This is a genomic window from Phocicoccus schoeneichii (genome assembly GCF_014635565.1).
GTDB classification, from domain to species: domain Bacteria; phylum Bacillota; class Bacilli; order Staphylococcales; family Salinicoccaceae; genus Phocicoccus; species Phocicoccus schoeneichii.
Genome location: NZ_BMDB01000001.1, coordinates 103036 through 119808, shown reverse-complemented (window position 1 = coordinate 119808; position 16773 = coordinate 103036). Strand labels below are relative to the sequence as shown.

The window sequence follows — 16773 nt, the reverse complement described above, 5'->3', positions numbered from 1 at the left end:
GACACTCCTTATTTTAGGTTAGTATCAGTGTAACAAACTTGTAATATACATTTAAAGTAAGTCAGTAAATTCTTCGCTATTATTTTCTTCATCTGTGTAAATGGTGTGATTTTTAAGTGCAATTTCGAGTTTTTCTGTGATGTCCATCTTGCTCTCAAACTGCTTTACTTTTTCTAAGTTCGGTCTTGTCTTTGGTGCTTTTGGTTTGAAAATCGTACAACAGTCTTCATATGGAAGAATCGATGTTTCATATGTTTCAAACTCTACTGCCTTTTTGATAATTTCGTTCTTCTCTAATGTTAGAAGTGGACGAAGTACTGGCATAGATGTGACTTCATTGATCGCAAACATACTCGTTAATGTTTGAGATGCCACCTGCCCTAAGTTTTCACCGTTAACGATCGCTTCCGCGCCAATTTCTGTCGCAAGCCTTTCAGCTAAAGTCAACATGATTCGACGCGTCGTAGTCATTGATAAGTTATCTGGTACATGGTCATGAACTGTCGTCTGTAAATCTGTAAATGGAATCACGTGAAGTTTAATGTGTTCTCCTGTTTTTTTAGACATAATATCGATGAGTTTCTTAACTTTATCGAGTGACATTTCGCTTGTATATGGTGGCGAATGGAAGTGAATGGCTTCAATTTCTACCCCACGTTTCATGATTTCAAAACCTGCAACGGGTGAATCAATACCGCCACTTAGCATAAGAAGTGCTTTACCACCTGTTCCGAGTGGCAATCCTCCGATACCCAATACAACGTCAGAATACATATAGATTGCATCAAAACGGACTTCCACCATGAGTTTATAATCTGGTTTTCTAACATCAACAATTAAATGATCCTCGTGAGTTAACACTTCTGTTCCGAGTAATTGCTGAATGTCGTGTGTCTTCAGTGGGAAATTCTTATCGGCACGTTTTACTTCTATTTTAAATGTACTTTCCTTTTCAAAACCATTCGCAAATTTTACTGCGTACTCTTTCATTTCATCAATTGACTTCTCAATTTTCACTACTGGTGACATGCTTAAAATCCCACTGATATGCTTAATTTTGTTGATGACTTGTGTTTCATCTTCACCATTTAAATCGATGTATGCACGGTCACGGTTTGCACGAACAACCGCTTCAGTACTGTTTAATGCACGCTCCATGCGTGACTTTAACTTCCCAACAAACATCATTCTATTTTTTGTTTTAAGTGTAAGTTCTCCGTATCTTACAAGTATGTGATCATACTTCATGTAATATATCTCCTAACTGTTTATAGACTGTATCTAGTCCTTTTATTAATGCGTCGACTTCTTCTTCAGTCGTATTTTGGCTAAAGCTGATTCGTATACTGCCTTCAATCACATCATTTTTATTTCCAATTGCAAGTAATGTTTCGTTTAATTCATTTGATTTTGATGCACACGCACTCGTCGTTGATACGTAAATTCCGAGTTCAGATAACGCATTGACGACAATCTCACCTTTCGCTCCAACAAACGATAAATTTATGAAATACGGTGATTGTGCATCTTGAATCTTCATTTTATTATAGTCGTTAAAATGTGTACGAACTTTGTTGTTGAACTGTTCTAATCTATCATTTTTTTGAGTTAAATTCTCGTTTGAAATCCTAAGCGCCTTTGCCATCCCAACAATTGCCGGTAAATTTACAGTACCGCTACGTTTATCTTTTTCGTGTCCACCACCTAAAAGTAGCGGATCAATCACATTCATGTCATTTACAATTAAAGCTCCTGCTCCTTTTATTCCGTAAAACTTATGTGCTGAAAGTGTCAAAGCATCCACATTTTTATAGTCGAGTGTCACTTTACCTACTGCCTGAGTTGCATCTACATGGAAATACACTTTTTTATAAGACTGTAAAATTTGCCCGATTTCTTCGATGGGTTGAATACTTCCTATAATATTGTTCAGTGCCATCACCGAAACGAGAATACACTCGTCATTAAGTTTTTCTTTTAAATCATCTAAGTCGATGACACCTTGTGGAGTTGTCTTTATAAACTGCAAGTTAATTTTATCTTTATAGTGTTCTAAAACATTCACAACACTCGGATGCTCAAGTTCAGAAACGAGCACAGTTTTCCCGAACTGAAGCTTTCTCTCAATCATGCCACGTAAAATAATATTGTTACTTTCCGTTGCCCCACTCGTGAAGATTAAGTGATGGGTGCCGAGACCGAGTTCATTTAAAATTTGGCCACGCGCCGCTTCTAGAAGACGTGCAGCATCGCGTCCACCTTTATGAATGGACGCTGTATTAAAAAACAGTGTTTCAGATACTTGGTTAAAAGATTTTAGCGCTTCTTTAGACGGTTTCGTTGTTGCCGCATTATCTAAGTAAATCATATATTTCTACCTTTCATGAGAAAAGACTTAGGAGCATCTCCTAAGTCTCTAGTTATTTTCATAATAATCGATAATTCGTTGTAATCCTGCTTCATCAACACTTTTTAGTGCATGAGATGAAAGTTCTAAAGCACGTTTATAACGTCCTTCATCAAATAGACGAACGGCTTCTTTGATTTCTAAATCAAGACTTTCATTATCTTTACGGTAACGGTTTGCATATTGAATAATGTGTTCCGTCAGTTCAGAGTCATGAATAATTTCATAAGCACTTTGCTCAAACTCATTTAAGAGTTGAACTGATTTATTCACTTTCTCTTTGATGTATTGAACATTAATTGGACGACGTTCTAAGTATCGATCAATTTCCTCTACTTCAATATCAAGTTCGTTTTTCATGACGATGAATTTTTCAGGAATCTCGTTTAAGTTAGAAGATGCAAGTGAATGCATGACAGCCTCTTTTTTGTTATCGATGAGATTTGTATTCTCAATTGCTTCTTTCTCATCTTCTTTAATTGATTGTAAGTAATCTTGAATGTCCGATTGGTCACTGTTGATCCGTTCAACTTCTTCTTCAATATGATCTAAGTTATCAGTAATCTTGCTGTAGCGTGTCGTGTTTTTATCTGACTCTGTTTGAATTTCAGAATACATTGCAACAAGACTTTCGATTTTTTGTTCATATTTATGAATTGTTTGGAATTCACCTTCATTGATGTAATACTGATTTTTGATGTAATCCATCTCGGTACGAAGTGTAAAGTTCGTTGCTTTCGCTTTAAACAAGTGATCTGTAATCTGATCCTTCATGCTGTCATACTTAATTTTAGCTTCAACTTCGTGTTCGATTAAATCATACATTTCATCGAGCTGTTCATTGATTGCATCTAGGTCATCGCGTGCTTCGTCTAATTCAAGCTTAGCAATTTTTGGTTCAATTAAATTCAGTTCAGAACGCAGTGTAGATAATTTCGAATCTACTTTAATGTGATCTAAATCGTAACCGTCTAGTTTCAGATCACGACAGCCATAGCGAATCTCTTCGAACTGAGTTGGTAATTCTTTTTGTACTTCCTTAATGAGTGCAGGAATTTCTTCCATATTTTGCTTTAAGGCCAGTAACTCTTCGTGCACTTCGTCGATGTGTGATGCTGCTGTTAAGTAGTTACCTTCATTGACTAAATCCTTGTACTTCTTTAACTCGGGTTCATATGAAGTGATAAGCGCTTCAAGAGGTTTTCTTGAATCACCAAATTGGTGTCCGTTCGCTAACACATCACGATTCGCTTCACGATGTAACACTTCAGACGCATCAAATTTTTCATCACTTTGTTCAGTAAGAGCTAAAAATTCATTGATTTCATCAGATAGAGTATCATAAGTGGATTCAATCGTATCGATATGACTTTTCGCTGATGCTCTACTTTCATCACCATCACCAAAACTAAATTTTGCTAATTTAGTATCAGCTTCAGTAATGTTGAATTCAGCTTGAAGTTTATTTTCATTTAAAGACTCATTCCAACGTGTGTCTAGAGTGTCAAATAACTCTTTCGCTTCTCCATTTAAATTAAATGCATTCAATTTTTCCAATTCTAAATTGAATGGTAATTGGAGTACCTCTTCTAAGTGTCTTTTTTCTTTTGTCACTTCTGTTTGTTTAATATTGCGAAGATAAAAAAGAACGCCGACTGCGATTATTATTAAAACAATAACTCCTATTAATAAATACATCCACCACATACAATTACCCTCCCTAGTTATCATTATTATAGACTAAAACTTTGAAAGAAAAAACAGTTAGTTGTATTATTAACTAAACTACTAAGAACAATCGGAGGACAACTATGTTTGAAACAATTAAAATGAATTCCTATAAAGATTTACACCAGTCACTACACGCATTACTCGATGGAGAAACAAATAGAATTGCGAATCTTTCAAACGCATCCGCTCTTTTAAATGAATTTTTAGAAGACATCAACTGGGTGGGTTTTTATCTTTATGAAGAAGAATCAGATGAGCTCGTACTTGGGCCATTCCAAGGACGCACGGCGTGTGTACGTATCAAGCCAGGAAATGGTGTATGTGGACTCGCTTACCGTGGCAATGACGTATTCGTTGTCGACGACGTGACTGAATTCCCTGGACACATCGCATGTGACGCAAGAAGTCGCTCAGAAATCGTTGTACCGATCTATAAAGACGGAGTTGGAATCGGAGTGTTAGACGTCGACTCACCTTCATTTGATCGATTCACTGAAGAAGACCGATTAGGACTTATTGAAGTCGTAGAAATTTTAAAAGAATACATTTAATATAAGTAAAGAATTAGTGCTTGACTATTACTCTAGATTACTGTATTATAATTTATTGTGTAAATGAACAGATATAAGTAGCAGATAATTATTGTATGACCGTATGTGGTTACTGCGGGATGTGCTGTGTAACCAACGCTATGAGGCGAAGGCACTTTAAATCACATACCCATGCAAGCAATTATTTCCTTATGACGTTTTTGCATAAAAAATAATAAGGAGGAGTCAATTATGGCTCGTTTTACAGGTTCACTTTGGAAAAAATCACGCCGTTTAGGAATCTCACTAACAGGCACTGGTAAGGAGCTAGAAAAACGCCCTTACGCACCAGGTCAACATGGACCAAACCAAAGAAAAAAACTATCAGAATACGGTATGCAGTTACAAGAGAAGCAAAAGCTTCGTTATATGCATGGAATTAACGAAAGACAATTCCGTACACTATTCGACCGCGCTGGTAAAATGCAAGGAATCCACGGTGAAAACTTCATGATTTTACTTGCTTCACGTTTAGACAACGTCGTTTACAAATTAGGTTTAGCTAAGACACAACGTCAAGCACGCCAATTAGTAAACCACGGTCACTTAACAGTTGACGGTCAACGTGTAGACATTCCATCATTCATGGTTAAACCAGGACAAGTTATCGCAGTTCGTGAAAAATCACGTAACCTAGATATCATTAAAGAAGCGATTGAGTACACTAACTTTGTACCAGAATATCTTTCATTCGATGCAGACAAATTAGAAGGTACATTCGTACGCTTCCCAGAACGCAGCGAATTATCAGCTGAAATTAATGAACAACTTATCGTTGAGTACTACTCAAGATAATAAATTTATTATTTACCCACAACTTCGGTTGTGGGTTTTTGTTTGGGGAAAATTGAGGGTACACTACTTTTCTATGATTAGCGCTTTATCTGAATTAAAGGGAATACTTTAATCAGAATTGTATAAAACATTATTATCATTTATAATTATGTTTTATCATATTATAGGAGTTTTTGAGTTGAAGAGGTATAAAGGTGTTAAAAGAATTACTCTTGCTGGAATTTTTCTCGGAGGTATTGGTTTTATTACATACTTATTAGGTTTTACTGTCATTTTAGGATCAATTCTAATGGCCTTTGATGACACTGATACTATGATATCCTCTACTCTAGTCACTGAGATTAGTGAATCAAACTACAACAACATGAAATCTCACATCATACATATAAATGAGCAAGAGCGTATAGCTAAAGAGAAGAAAGCAGCCGAAGATAAACACATCACGGAAAAGAAAAATGCTGAAAAGCGCGCTAAAGAGAAAGCTGCCAAGGAAAAAGAATTAGCTGAGAAGAAGAAAAATGAGAAAGCTGAAGAGGAAAAGCGTCTAGCCGAGGCTAAGAAGAAAGAAGAAGAAGCTGCTAAAAAGGAAGCTGAAAAGATCTCTAAAGAGACTGAAAAGAATGCTTCTAAGTACATCTCTCCTGTCGGTCTTGAACAAGTGACTGTCGCGCGATTCGTCGATGGTGATACCACTCGCTTCTACTACAACGGTGAGGATGTGTCATTTAGGTATCTGTTAATCGATACTCCTGAAACGAAGCACCCTCGTGTTGGTAAACAACCATTCGGACAAGAAGCTAGCGACCGTACTCGTGAGCTTTTAAGTAATGCACAGATTATCGAAGTTGAATACGACATCGGTGAGAAAACTGATAAATACAATCGTCACCTCGCATACATATATGCTGATGGTGTCATGGTAAATGAAGTACTCGTTCGTGAAGGGCTAGCTCAAGTAAACTATGTCTACCCACCGAACACTAGACACTTAGAGCGTTTAAAAGAAGCTGAACGACTTGCTAAAAATGAAGGAATTGGAATTTGGTCACTCGACTCTCCATTCGATGATCCTTCATTCCAAGAACCTGCATCAAGTTCAAGCTCGAACAATAATAACTCAAGCAACAATTCAAATTACAATACAAACACTCCACCAGCAAGTAGCAACACAACGGAGTTTTTTCAAAACTGTACTGAGTTAACTGCTGTGTATCCCAACGGAGTGCCCTCTGACCACCCTGCATATCAAGCAAAAATGGATAGAGATAAAGACAACTGGGCATGTGAGAGATAATTAATAATGTAGTTGTTTAAATCAACTTTACTCACTAAAATGCTTGCTACATCAATGTTTCGAGTATTTTTATTTTATGTTGACTCAGTCTATCACTGTACATATGATTGAAACTTATGCATTAATTCGATATATTAAAATAATAAAAAATTAAGGTGAATTTGTATGACTATCTATATCATTCTCATAATTTTATTTGCACTCATCTCCATCGCCTTCTTCACAGTAATGATACGAGATGCTTCTCGTGGACTAAGATCTGCTCGTTTCATGTTTTACTTTTTAGTAAGTTTCATGATCATGATTCTTTTCATGGGACTCAATATGCAAAATAAATTATTTCAAAATCCAGGTGAAGTCGCGGATAGTGTATTAAATGCACAAGTTCAAGAAGTAGTCTTTTCATATATTAAACAAAGTGATTATTATGAAGCGGATATGCTGAAAGTTCAAACGGATGGATATAAGAAAAACACACCTTTAAAACTTACAGATTACACCGTGACAAATATTGTAAAAAAACCTAAAGGTCAATACATCACAGTCCGTAAAAACGACAATACGTTTGTCATTTATGATCCTGCAGGAAAAAAGAGCGTGAAACTTGAACAAACCTACACATTCCAAGGTAGCCCAAGTATTTCACACCCTTTTATAATGAAACTGCATTATAAGGAAGAACCAGAAAAACGGTTCATTCTGTTTTAATCTTTATTTAACTCATTCACAATATCGATATAAGTAGAAATTGCGACACCAAGCACCGCTTCATCCACATCAAATTCTGGATGATGGTGCCCTGCTTTTAATTCATATGGGAAAGTCATGTACGTGGCTTTTCCATTATTTTTTTGCACTCTGTTAATCATATATGTCGCATCTTCTGAACCACCCGCTGGTCCTTCTTCATTCAACTGTGTGATGTAACTGTTGTTTACTGTTGCACGCTTAATCACATCAACGAGCTCATCATCACAAACTGCAGTTGACGCATTTCCCATCAAACGAATCTTGTAATCACAATCATACATAAGTGCTGCGCCTTTAATCACCGCTTCAGCTCGTTCATACATGTATTCCGTGAGTTCATCTTTTTCACCACGGACTTCACACATCATAAACGCGTAGTCGGGAATCACATTTCGTCCGCTACCCGCTTCAAGCTTACCAACGTTCAGACGCGTCGCACCATCTCTGTGTCTAGAGATCGCATTTAAATTGACAGCTGCATTACTCGCAGCAAGTAACGCGTTCTTCCCAGCGTTCGGTTCCGCACCCGCGTGCGCACTTTTACCATAAAATTCCACATCAAATTTCTTGGAAGATAAAAACCCTTTACTTTTCGCGTTAACCGTCCCGACCTTAAGTGGTACAAGACCAACGTGACTCGTAAAAAAGTAGTCTACAGTATCTAACCATCCTTTTTGAACATAGCCATTCGCGCCTCTTAAGCCTTCTTCCGCTGCTTGGAAAATGATTGTGTACTTCCCTTTTAACTCATCTTTGTTCGTATCTATATATTTTAATAGTGCGACTCCAATAGATGCGTGCGCGTCATGCCCACATGCATGCATTTCTCCATCGTGTTTAGATTTAAATCCTTCAACAAATGGAATATGCGAGTCTTTTTCTGCTTCAGTAATTGGTAATCCATCAATATCGAATCTAAATCCGACGTGTGGTCCTTCAACACCTGTATCAAGTACCGCAACAATTCCCGTTTCACCGTTTCTGATTTTGTCGAGCGTGTCTTTATCTACACCGAAACTTTCTGCACGTTCACAAGCTTTTAACAACTCCGCTTCAGATGGACGACCCATCTGTGCATTGATGTCTGTTGCATCACTACCTAAGTATAAAGTGAATGAAGTGTCTTCAACCTCTTTTAAGATTAAATATGTCGTGATCATTTCTGTAAATCCAACTTCAGGATATTGGTGCAGTGTTCTTCGTAGTGTCTTTGCTTCATCAATTAAAGTTTTCATTTGTTCAGACTCCTTATTTTTTATAATATGTGATAAACCCATTCACGAATTCAGTACCGATGTAATCTTTTCCGTGTTCAAACATCCAATCGAAATCATCGAATCCTACTTCAATCGGTTCACCAACTGGGTTTTTATTATTTCTCAAATCCATGTGTAAAATATGACGTCTTTTTCCACCGTATTTGTATTTCGTATTCACAATTTTGAGTCCAAGCTTTAAAGAGTTTTTAAGGCTTGGAATATTTAACGGCATCACTGTCGCAATAAGATGGTCAAAACGATCATCTTTCTTCAACTCTTTTAGGAGTATTTCTCCCATCTTAAACTGAAACCCTTTCCCACGTGCAATTGGATGAACGAGTGCAATTTCAGAATAGATCGTGCGTGATTTATCAACACCTGCATCATCTGCTAAGTGTTCTTCTTCGTCGACTGACGGAATATAAAATCCACGCATTGCAACGAGCTTATCATCAGAATAGACACCTACAGAGTAATTATCTGTAAGAATCGTACTCATTTCCTCTCTACTGATGCGCTCTAATGCTTCTTTAACTTCCATTTGTTCGTATATCTCTTCCTGCATCTCTAGGACAGCATCCAGTGCGTCAACAGTAATTTTCACAATTTCCATAATTTCACCTAATTCATGTTTATTTTTTTGTCATAGTGGCAATATACTTAATAGGAGATGGTGTTATGTCAATATTAGTAAGAATTCACGACACCAAGAATAGTGGAAATGAATACAAGCTCTTAAATGACTCTCTCATTGAAACTCACAACAAACAAATCGTTTATGAAACATTTTTAAATCAATATACTCATCGTAAACAAGATGTCGTGCTTGAATTTATTTATCCAAATCATAAAGAATATCTACTAACATTAGAAGAACAATAGACGCATATTTTTTATGCGTCTTTTTTTATGTGTGAATTTAGCCAGTTAAATAAAAGCGGCACCCATTCTTTAATGTTCACATTCTCTCTATTTACAATTTCACTTGCCGTACTCATACCATGTTCCCCACCAGAGAATACATGAAGTTCAAACTCTACACCTTTAGAGTCTAATTCATTTGCAAAATCGAGCACGTTCTTCACATAGACTAGCCTGTCTCCTGTCGTATGCCAAATAAATGTCTTCGGTGTATCTCTCGAGATAAAGTTCTTCGGAGTCGCTTTCTGTACTAGGTCTTCCTCTAGTTCCGTACCAAAGGTTACCCGTGTTGTCATTTTTTTAAAGTTTGGATCGACTGAACCACGTTTTTCTGCAATTTTCTCATTTAGCGCATAATCTAAAATCGGGTAACCTAAAACCATAAAGTTCGGTTTCGTCCAGTAACTCTCAAATCCTGTTAGCTCTCTTAACCATTCACTATTCCAATGGACTCCAAGTGTCGCAGCTAAATGCCCACCTGCTGAGAAACCAACAATTCCGACATGGTCACTATCTACATTAAATTTATGATTATTCTCACGGATGAACTTCATCGCATTCGCCGCTTCAATCAGTGGATTTGGAAACTCTGATCCAATCACGTCACTCTCATCCAGATTCATGAGATACTGATAGAGATCATTACGTGAATATTCACCGAGAATCGTACCGACAGTAGTATAGTTTAAGATAAAAACAGTATACCCTTGTCTTAAAAATTCGTAAGCAACAGCTTCCCCTTCTCTTTTAGAAACATATAAATAACTCCCACCAGGTAACAATAATACCACTTTTTGTGGTCCATTATTTATACCTGTTTCTCCTTGATACATAGTAAGCGTTGCTGTCTTACCTAATTCAAATTGTTCGATAATCAAAATAACACTTCCTAACTTATCACTATTTTATCATGTGTTTAAAATTTCTAATAATTTAACTATACTAGATATAGAGGTGCTTACAATGCAAAATATTGAAATATTTATAGATACATTTAGAGGAAATCACTACGATTATGGTGTTTATCAAGGAGCGTCATAAAAAAACACACCCTATTTTAAAAATAGAAACTATGAATGGAAAAAACGACGTCCTAAATTCAAACTCGACTATAATGAGACAAAAGCGATATATAACGCGTTCGCTCCATTCATTTGGGATGAACTCATGGGACTTCAAGACAGTCTAAAGCTCACAGATCACGAGACGCTTCTAAATCTTGCACATTATAGAACAAACCCTCGTCCATCCGGATGTAGTGTCTATGTCGATGACACTCATTTTATTCGTAACTATGATTATCATCCAAATACATATGACGGTAAAATTAACTTTTTCGAACCAACGGACGGTGGTATAGCATCTGTTGGTCCGGTGTCTCGTGTGACAGGAAGAATGGACGGTATAAACGCATATGGATTGTCACTGGGATACAACTTCATGAATCGAAAAGAACCACAAGACGGATTCGTGTGTTTTATCATCGGAAGGTTTATTCTAGAGCTATGTAAAGATATCGACGATGCGAAACATCTATTAAGAACACTCCCTCACCGTGGCGGATTCACGTACATTATTAAAGATGCTGAAGGAAATCACACGATTGCGGAAACGAGCGGTCGACGCGTACATTTCAGTGAGCAAAATGTGTGTACGAATCATTATTTAAATCTTGAAGAAGAAAATAGACGCTTCCTAAGTGAATCAAAAAAACGTTATAATATTGTTGAAAAAATCGAGAATCCAACAAAAGAAGAGCTGCTAAACGCATTTACAAGTAAAAATATTGGTCTTTTCGTGGATAATTATAGAAGCTGGGCTGGCACAATTCATACCGTATATTATGATTCTAGTGATCTTTCGATGGATATTCGTGTAGGCTCTGGCGAATTTAATCATCTATCACTACAAGACTTTTTAGACGGTCAAAATGATCATAAAAAAATAGTCAGTATCATAGATACTGACTTAAAATTTACAAATGTCGATTGGGATTAAGTTCTCTTAATCGATATTTTTGTTTTATACGTAAAACGTCTCCATAAATATTCAAGAGGACCAAATCTGTATCTCTTCATGTACCAGCGACTAAAAATCACTTGGACAATAAAGAAAATAATTGCGATGAGTGGTAAATATATCATATCGATTTTTCCAAACAGATTAAATCCGTAGAACAAAGTGACCATAACAACAGATTGCATAACATAATTCGTTAATGCCATCCTACCTACCGGTGCAAAGAACTTATTCAAACTTTTAAATGAATTAAATAAAAGAGCGAAAGCAGACAAGTAAAATATTGCCATTAACGGTCCACCAATCGTGTTCGATATACTGACGAGCGTCATTAACGCCATATCATCTACTCTATAGCTTTGAATATATGCAGTAAATAATTTAATTGGCAATCCTAAAATTAGAGAAACCAATGCAACTTTTACTAAGAATGGTCTGATTTCTCCAATTCTCTTATAATATCCTTTTTGTCCGATATATAAGCCGATTAAAAACATCATTAACACAAGTGGTAACATAAAGAAAAGTCCGACTAATGCAATGAGTGTGTACTCACTATTGAACTTCAAAATATCGAGATAATTCCCATTTGTTGCGACTTCCATGATGCCAGAGGGTTCTAAATACGCTTCACTGAACATCAATAAATCTTGTGTTTTATACATCACCCAATATAGGAGCACGATAAACCCAGTCATTAAAACTGAAATCGTTATTGCAATTCCTAAGTTCCATTTCGGTGGCACTTTCACAAATAGCATGAGTAAAAACCCAATCAATGCGTATGACACTAAAATATCTCCGTACCAAATAAAAATTGCATGTAAGAGACCTATGATGAGTAACCCGGTCATTCTTCTTCTGAATAGACGATTCGGTGCGCTGGTTTTATCTTTCGCACGATCTAAAAAGATATAAAACCCAAGTCCAAACAGAATTGAAAACAGTGTGTAAAAATTTGCTGTAACAAAAGTGTTAATTAGAAATAACGTAAACTGATTGGCTTTACCTTGAAACATTTCTGGTAGAGAAAAAAGCGATGCAATATCTAAAAACGGGCCTGCAAAACTCATGATATTCATGAGCAATATCCCAAATATAGCGACTCCACGAATAGAATCTAACTCACTAATACGCTCATTTAGCATGATTGGTTGATGTGTCATAAAGACCTCCTAAAATGGCATAAAGTCTAAACTATTGCCTGTAATAAAGTTATAAATATAGTAAATGATAAATAAAATGATCGCAAACATGAATAAACCCACAATTGCTTTAAAAAACTTGTAAAAAATCATGTATAAAGTATAGAGTGCTAAAATCACCAAATATGAATAAAGTACGTTCGTACCTGTAAATTCCAGATTGTATACGCCACTATAATTCATGATTCCGATGACAAGAAGAGTGAGAATAAATAACACAACGAGTCGTTTAATCATTTTGAATCACACTCTCTTTCTTAAGCATTGTGGATAATATGATTCCGATAAACACGACCCCTCCACCGAGCCACGGTGCGTAATCGATACTTAAATAAGTGATAAAGATTCCGCCAAATACAGCACCCAGACCAATACCTAAGTTCAAGCTCGACATATTCCAGCTGAACACACTAGATGCACTTCCTTTTACGCTTTTCACAAGTCCCATTTGAATTGCTGGACTCGTACTCCACTCAAATACATTCCATAAGTAAAGATTGATGTAGAAAAGAATTTTAAATGGATATAAGAATGGCATGATCATCATTGTAATAAAGAATAACGTTAACATGATCATGATTGCTTTTCTCGCACCAATCTTATCGGCAATATTCCCGCCAAAATACGTCCCTGTCATTCCACCAAGACCAGCAATGAGTAGCGCTATAGATACTTCTTGTAATGAATACCCATTTTCTGTCATAAGTGGGGAAATATATCCAATCACAACAAAGTTCCCTATTAAGACCAGCAATGTAATTGAAATATAGATAATCACGTTTCTCATCGACATGATTTGATCCGTATTTTCTTCTACGATGTCTGTTTTTACATTCGGAACCATTCTACTTAAAATGACAATCAAAATCACTGCAATAAGTGCGATGATAAAAAACACAGTTCTCCATCCAAAAATTGTCCCAACAAACGTACTGATTGGAATACCAAACACGTTTGCTCCACTAAACCCGAGATAGACGAGCGCTAACATCCGTCCACGTTTATGGGGTTCAGAAATCTCAACCGTGATATCTAAAATTTTAACGATGATTACAGCTGCTGCCATAGCGGTTATCACACGCCCTAAAGCGAGTGTCATAAATCCATTGGCCATCCCGAACACAATATTTCCGATGATAAACACAATCATCGATATTAAAATTACAGGCTTATCTGGAAACTTTTGTGTCGCTTTTATTAATATTGGTCCAAAGAGTGCAAAGCTGACTGCATAGACCGTGATGAGTTGCCCTGTCAGACTATAACTCATATCTAAATTTGAACTGATTGGTTCAAGTAAACCTGATACAATCAGTTCCATAATGCCGAGTAGAAATATACTCGATGTAAATGTAACTAATATTTTCTTATTCATAAAAATTCACCGTAAATAATCGTAACATATTATATTTAACAAAATCTTTCTAAAAAGTTATCGTGTGTTAATCTTTTTGTGAATGCTTCACCGTATCGTTCAATGAGTGCATTTACAAATGTTTGATAGTGTCCTGCATGCTGTAGTCCATCAACATATTCAGTTATCCCGTCAAAGTCTGATCCGAGTCCAATATGGTTTTCTGCACCAAGTTTAACTAGATGATCGATATGTTTAAATAAATCATCATATGTAGCAGTACCTTCAGTAATAAACGGCGGGCAGAATACAATGTTAACCATTCCGCCTTTATCTATGATTGATTTAATTTGTTCATCATATAAATTTCTCGGATGATCCATGATTGCGCGCGCATTTGAATGGGTCGCAATCACTTTATCTGCATATTTTATAACGTCCTTTACACCCGCTTCATTTAAATGGGACACATCAATAAGTACGTCATGTGCATTACACTCTTCAATCACTGATTTACCAAATTCTGAAAGTCCAGCATTTCTCGACTCCCCTACGCCGTCACCGACTAAGTTACCGTTATTCCAAACGAGCCCAAGCGATAAAACACCAAGTCTAAACAATGTACGTAATTTCACTAAATCATTACCAAAAGCGTCACTACCTTCAAGTGTAAGAACTGCACCATATTCATTTTCTTTTAAGTTATTAATTTCTTTTAAATTTTTGATATGTACCATATGCTTTTGTGTTAAGATATCTTTATGAAAGCGGTCTATTTGCTCTAACGCATGTTGCCACTTTTCATTGTCTGGTAATAGAGGGGAAATAAATATCGCATAAAATTGTACTTTAACCTTTCCTTCAATTCGACGATTCATATTGGTGTCGAGTTCAGGTGAGTTTAAATAATCAAGTGAACGATCTTTATAGAGATAAGTATTGCGGAAATCCGCTTGTAGTTTTAAAAGCGCATCACAGTGCGTATCTATAATATACATATTTATAATTCTCCTTTATAATTTCATCAAGGTGGTGTGCATTAATGAATAATCAAAATGATCAAAACAAAACAGCTTCATTCGGCACTTGGCTTAAATTTTTAGTGCCATCGTTACTCGGTATCTTTATCTTCATATTCCCAATAAAAGATGCGAATGACGAGTTGACAGTACCCGTTGCACTAATCGCAAACAATATTATTGAGTTAGTCGGCGATAATACAATCAATTATATCACTGTTTCTCTCATGGTTATATCAGCCATTTTAACTGTATTTTTTTCTTACATAAAAAAATCAAATAATCATATCATCATCGATTTATTTGAAAAAGGTATTGGCTGGAATATCGTTCGTGTACTGGGAGCAATCTTTGGTGTTCTCGTGTTAATGAATGTAGGTCCGATTCAAATTATTTCCGAAGATACAGGTGGCACGGTGTTAACTGGACTTATTCCTACACTGTTTGCTGCATTCCTAATTGCAGGGTTTTTACTCCCGTTACTACTCAACTACGGGTTACTCGAATTTGTTGGAACTTTATTTAGACAATTTATGAGACCTGTATTTACTTTACCTGGACGCTCTACGGTCGATAACCTTGCTTCTTGGGTAGGAGACGGAACTATTGGTGTACTCTTAACAAGTAAACAATACGAAGGTGGTTTCTACACGAAACGTGAAGCTGCAGTTATTGCATCTATGTTCTCAGTCGTTTCGATCACATTCACAATTGTAATCTTAGATTACTTAGATCTCATGAAATACTTTGCACCATTTTACATCACAGTAATCATCGCTGGTGTACTCTGTGCAATTATTCTACCGAGAATCCCACCTCTTTCTAAGATTGAGGATACGTATTATAACGAAAATAATGATTTCACTGAAGAAATTCCTGAAGCACATAATACATTCAGCTGGGCAACGCATCAAGCTTTAATCACAGCGAAAAAAGCTTCTGGTATTGGTGGAATTGCTAAAGATGGATACAAAACAGTACTTGATATGTGGTTTGGTGTACTGCCTGTCGTAATGGCAATCGGTACACTCGGAACTATCGCAGCAGAATACACACCAATCTTCACTTGGATTGGTGCTCCATTTGTACCATTACTCGAAATGTTAGGCGTTCCAGATGCACTTCTAGTGTCAAAAACTCTATTCATTGGGTTCACGGATATGTATCTACCTACTCTAATCATTGGTGCAGAATCTGCAGAGATGTCTAAATTTATCGTAGCAGCACTTTCTATTTCACAACTACTGTATTTATCAGAAGTTGGGGGCGTAATCTTAGGGTCTAAGATTCCTCTTGGCATTGGTAAGATGTTTATCATATTCTTAATGAGAACTGCGATTTCATTACCAATCATCTTAATTGCTGCATATATTATCTTTTAATTAAACTTGCCTCCGGGCAAGTTTTTTAGTTTGTCTTAATCTCATCT

General features: G+C 36.4%; 16 protein-coding genes and 1 pseudogene. 7 read left to right on the top strand and 10 right to left on the bottom strand.

The window, feature by feature from the left end; all coding sequences use genetic code 11:
* Positions 1-51 precede the first annotated feature (51 nt).
* The 3 genes from thiI to IEU51_RS00735 are packed head-to-tail and all read right to left on the bottom strand — an operon-like array spanning position 52 to position 4114.
* A complete protein-coding gene (gene thiI / locus IEU51_RS00745; RefSeq protein WP_186088206.1) occupies positions 52-1248 on the bottom strand; it encodes a tRNA uracil 4-sulfurtransferase ThiI in 1197 nt (398 codons plus the stop codon).
* Positions 1238-2368: a cysteine desulfurase family protein gene (locus tag IEU51_RS00740; protein WP_186088207.1), complete on the bottom strand. Its 1131-nt coding sequence runs from the start codon at positions 2366-2368 to the stop codon at positions 1238-1240. Before IEU51_RS00740 ends, thiI begins: the two co-directional genes overlap by 11 nt.
* A gap of 48 nt (positions 2369-2416) precedes the next feature.
* Positions 2417-4114, bottom strand: a complete 1698-nt coding sequence (locus IEU51_RS00735; RefSeq protein ID WP_186088209.1) for a septation ring formation regulator EzrA — start codon at positions 4112-4114, stop codon at positions 2417-2419.
* Between the two features lie 104 nt (positions 4115-4218).
* On the opposite strand from IEU51_RS00735, the gene IEU51_RS00730 reads away from it, so the two are divergent.
* The 4 genes from IEU51_RS00730 (at position 4219) to IEU51_RS00715 (ending at position 7525) form a co-directional block, all read left to right on the top strand.
* Positions 4219-4689 carry a GAF domain-containing protein gene (locus tag IEU51_RS00730; RefSeq protein ID WP_186088211.1) on the top strand — a complete coding sequence of 157 codons (471 nt, stop codon included), beginning with the start codon at positions 4219-4221 and terminating at the stop codon, positions 4687-4689.
* A gap of 231 nt (positions 4690-4920) precedes the next feature.
* A complete protein-coding gene (rpsD, locus tag IEU51_RS00725; protein ID WP_186088219.1) occupies positions 4921-5523 on the top strand; it encodes a 30S ribosomal protein S4 in 603 nt (200 codons plus the stop codon).
* A 178-nt stretch (positions 5524-5701) separates the two neighbouring features.
* Entirely contained in the window at positions 5702-6817 is a 1116-nt protein-coding gene (locus tag IEU51_RS00720) for a thermonuclease family protein (RefSeq protein ID WP_229713769.1), read from the top strand.
* A gap of 165 nt (positions 6818-6982) precedes the next feature.
* Positions 6983-7525: a hypothetical protein gene (locus tag IEU51_RS00715; protein WP_186088221.1), complete on the top strand. Its 543-nt coding sequence runs from the start codon at positions 6983-6985 to the stop codon at positions 7523-7525.
* Here the strand turns inward: IEU51_RS00715 and IEU51_RS00710 are convergent.
* A complete protein-coding gene (locus tag IEU51_RS00710) occupies positions 7522-8802 on the bottom strand; it encodes an amidohydrolase (protein WP_186088223.1) in 1281 nt (426 codons plus the stop codon). The genes IEU51_RS00715 and IEU51_RS00710 overlap by 4 nt on opposite strands.
* A 13-nt stretch (positions 8803-8815) precedes the next feature.
* Positions 8816-9439 (bottom strand): N-acetyltransferase, encoded by a 624-nt coding sequence (locus tag IEU51_RS00705; protein WP_186088225.1) that lies wholly within the window; start codon positions 9437-9439, stop codon positions 8816-8818.
* Between the two features lie 65 nt (positions 9440-9504).
* On the opposite strand from IEU51_RS00705, the gene IEU51_RS00700 reads away from it, so the two are divergent.
* On the top strand, positions 9505-9708 hold the full coding sequence (locus tag IEU51_RS00700) for a hypothetical protein (protein WP_186088227.1): 204 nt from the start codon (positions 9505-9507) through the stop codon (positions 9706-9708).
* A gap of 11 nt (positions 9709-9719) precedes the next feature.
* Here the strand turns inward: IEU51_RS00700 and IEU51_RS00695 are convergent, their stop codons facing one another.
* Positions 9720-10625, bottom strand: a complete 906-nt coding sequence (locus IEU51_RS00695; protein WP_186088229.1) for an alpha/beta hydrolase — start codon at positions 10623-10625, stop codon at positions 9720-9722.
* Between the two features lie 187 nt (positions 10626-10812).
* Between IEU51_RS00695 and IEU51_RS00690 the strand changes: the two are divergent.
* Positions 10813-11745, top strand: a pseudogene (locus IEU51_RS00690) (C45 family autoproteolytic acyltransferase/hydolase); the annotation flags it as partial.
* On the opposite strand, the gene IEU51_RS00685 reads toward IEU51_RS00690, so the two are convergent.
* The 4 genes from IEU51_RS00685 to IEU51_RS00670 are packed head-to-tail and all read right to left on the bottom strand — an operon-like array spanning position 11742 to position 15323.
* The gene (locus IEU51_RS00685) at positions 11742-12932 is read right to left on the bottom strand and encodes a DUF418 domain-containing protein (RefSeq protein WP_186088231.1); all 1191 of its coding nucleotides are present in this window, start codon (positions 12930-12932) and stop codon (positions 11742-11744) included. The pseudogene IEU51_RS00690 and the gene IEU51_RS00685 sit on opposite strands and share 4 nt — an antisense overlap.
* 9 nt (positions 12933-12941) lie before the next feature.
* The gene (locus IEU51_RS00680) at positions 12942-13208 is read right to left on the bottom strand and encodes a hypothetical protein (protein WP_186088233.1); all 267 of its coding nucleotides are present in this window, start codon (positions 13206-13208) and stop codon (positions 12942-12944) included.
* Positions 13201-14346 carry an MFS transporter gene (locus IEU51_RS00675; protein ID WP_186088235.1) on the bottom strand — a complete coding sequence of 382 codons (1146 nt, stop codon included), beginning with the start codon at positions 14344-14346 and terminating at the stop codon, positions 13201-13203. Before IEU51_RS00675 ends, IEU51_RS00680 begins: the two co-directional genes overlap by 8 nt.
* Positions 14347-14381: 35 nt before the next feature.
* Positions 14382-15323, bottom strand: a complete 942-nt coding sequence (locus IEU51_RS00670) for a dipeptidase (RefSeq protein WP_186088237.1) — start codon at positions 15321-15323, stop codon at positions 14382-14384.
* A 44-nt stretch (positions 15324-15367) separates the two neighbouring features.
* On the opposite strand from IEU51_RS00670, the gene IEU51_RS00665 reads away from it, so the two are divergent.
* A complete protein-coding gene (locus IEU51_RS00665; RefSeq protein ID WP_186088239.1) occupies positions 15368-16726 on the top strand; it encodes a YjiH family protein in 1359 nt (452 codons plus the stop codon).
* The last annotated feature ends 47 nt before the right edge of the window (positions 16727-16773 follow it).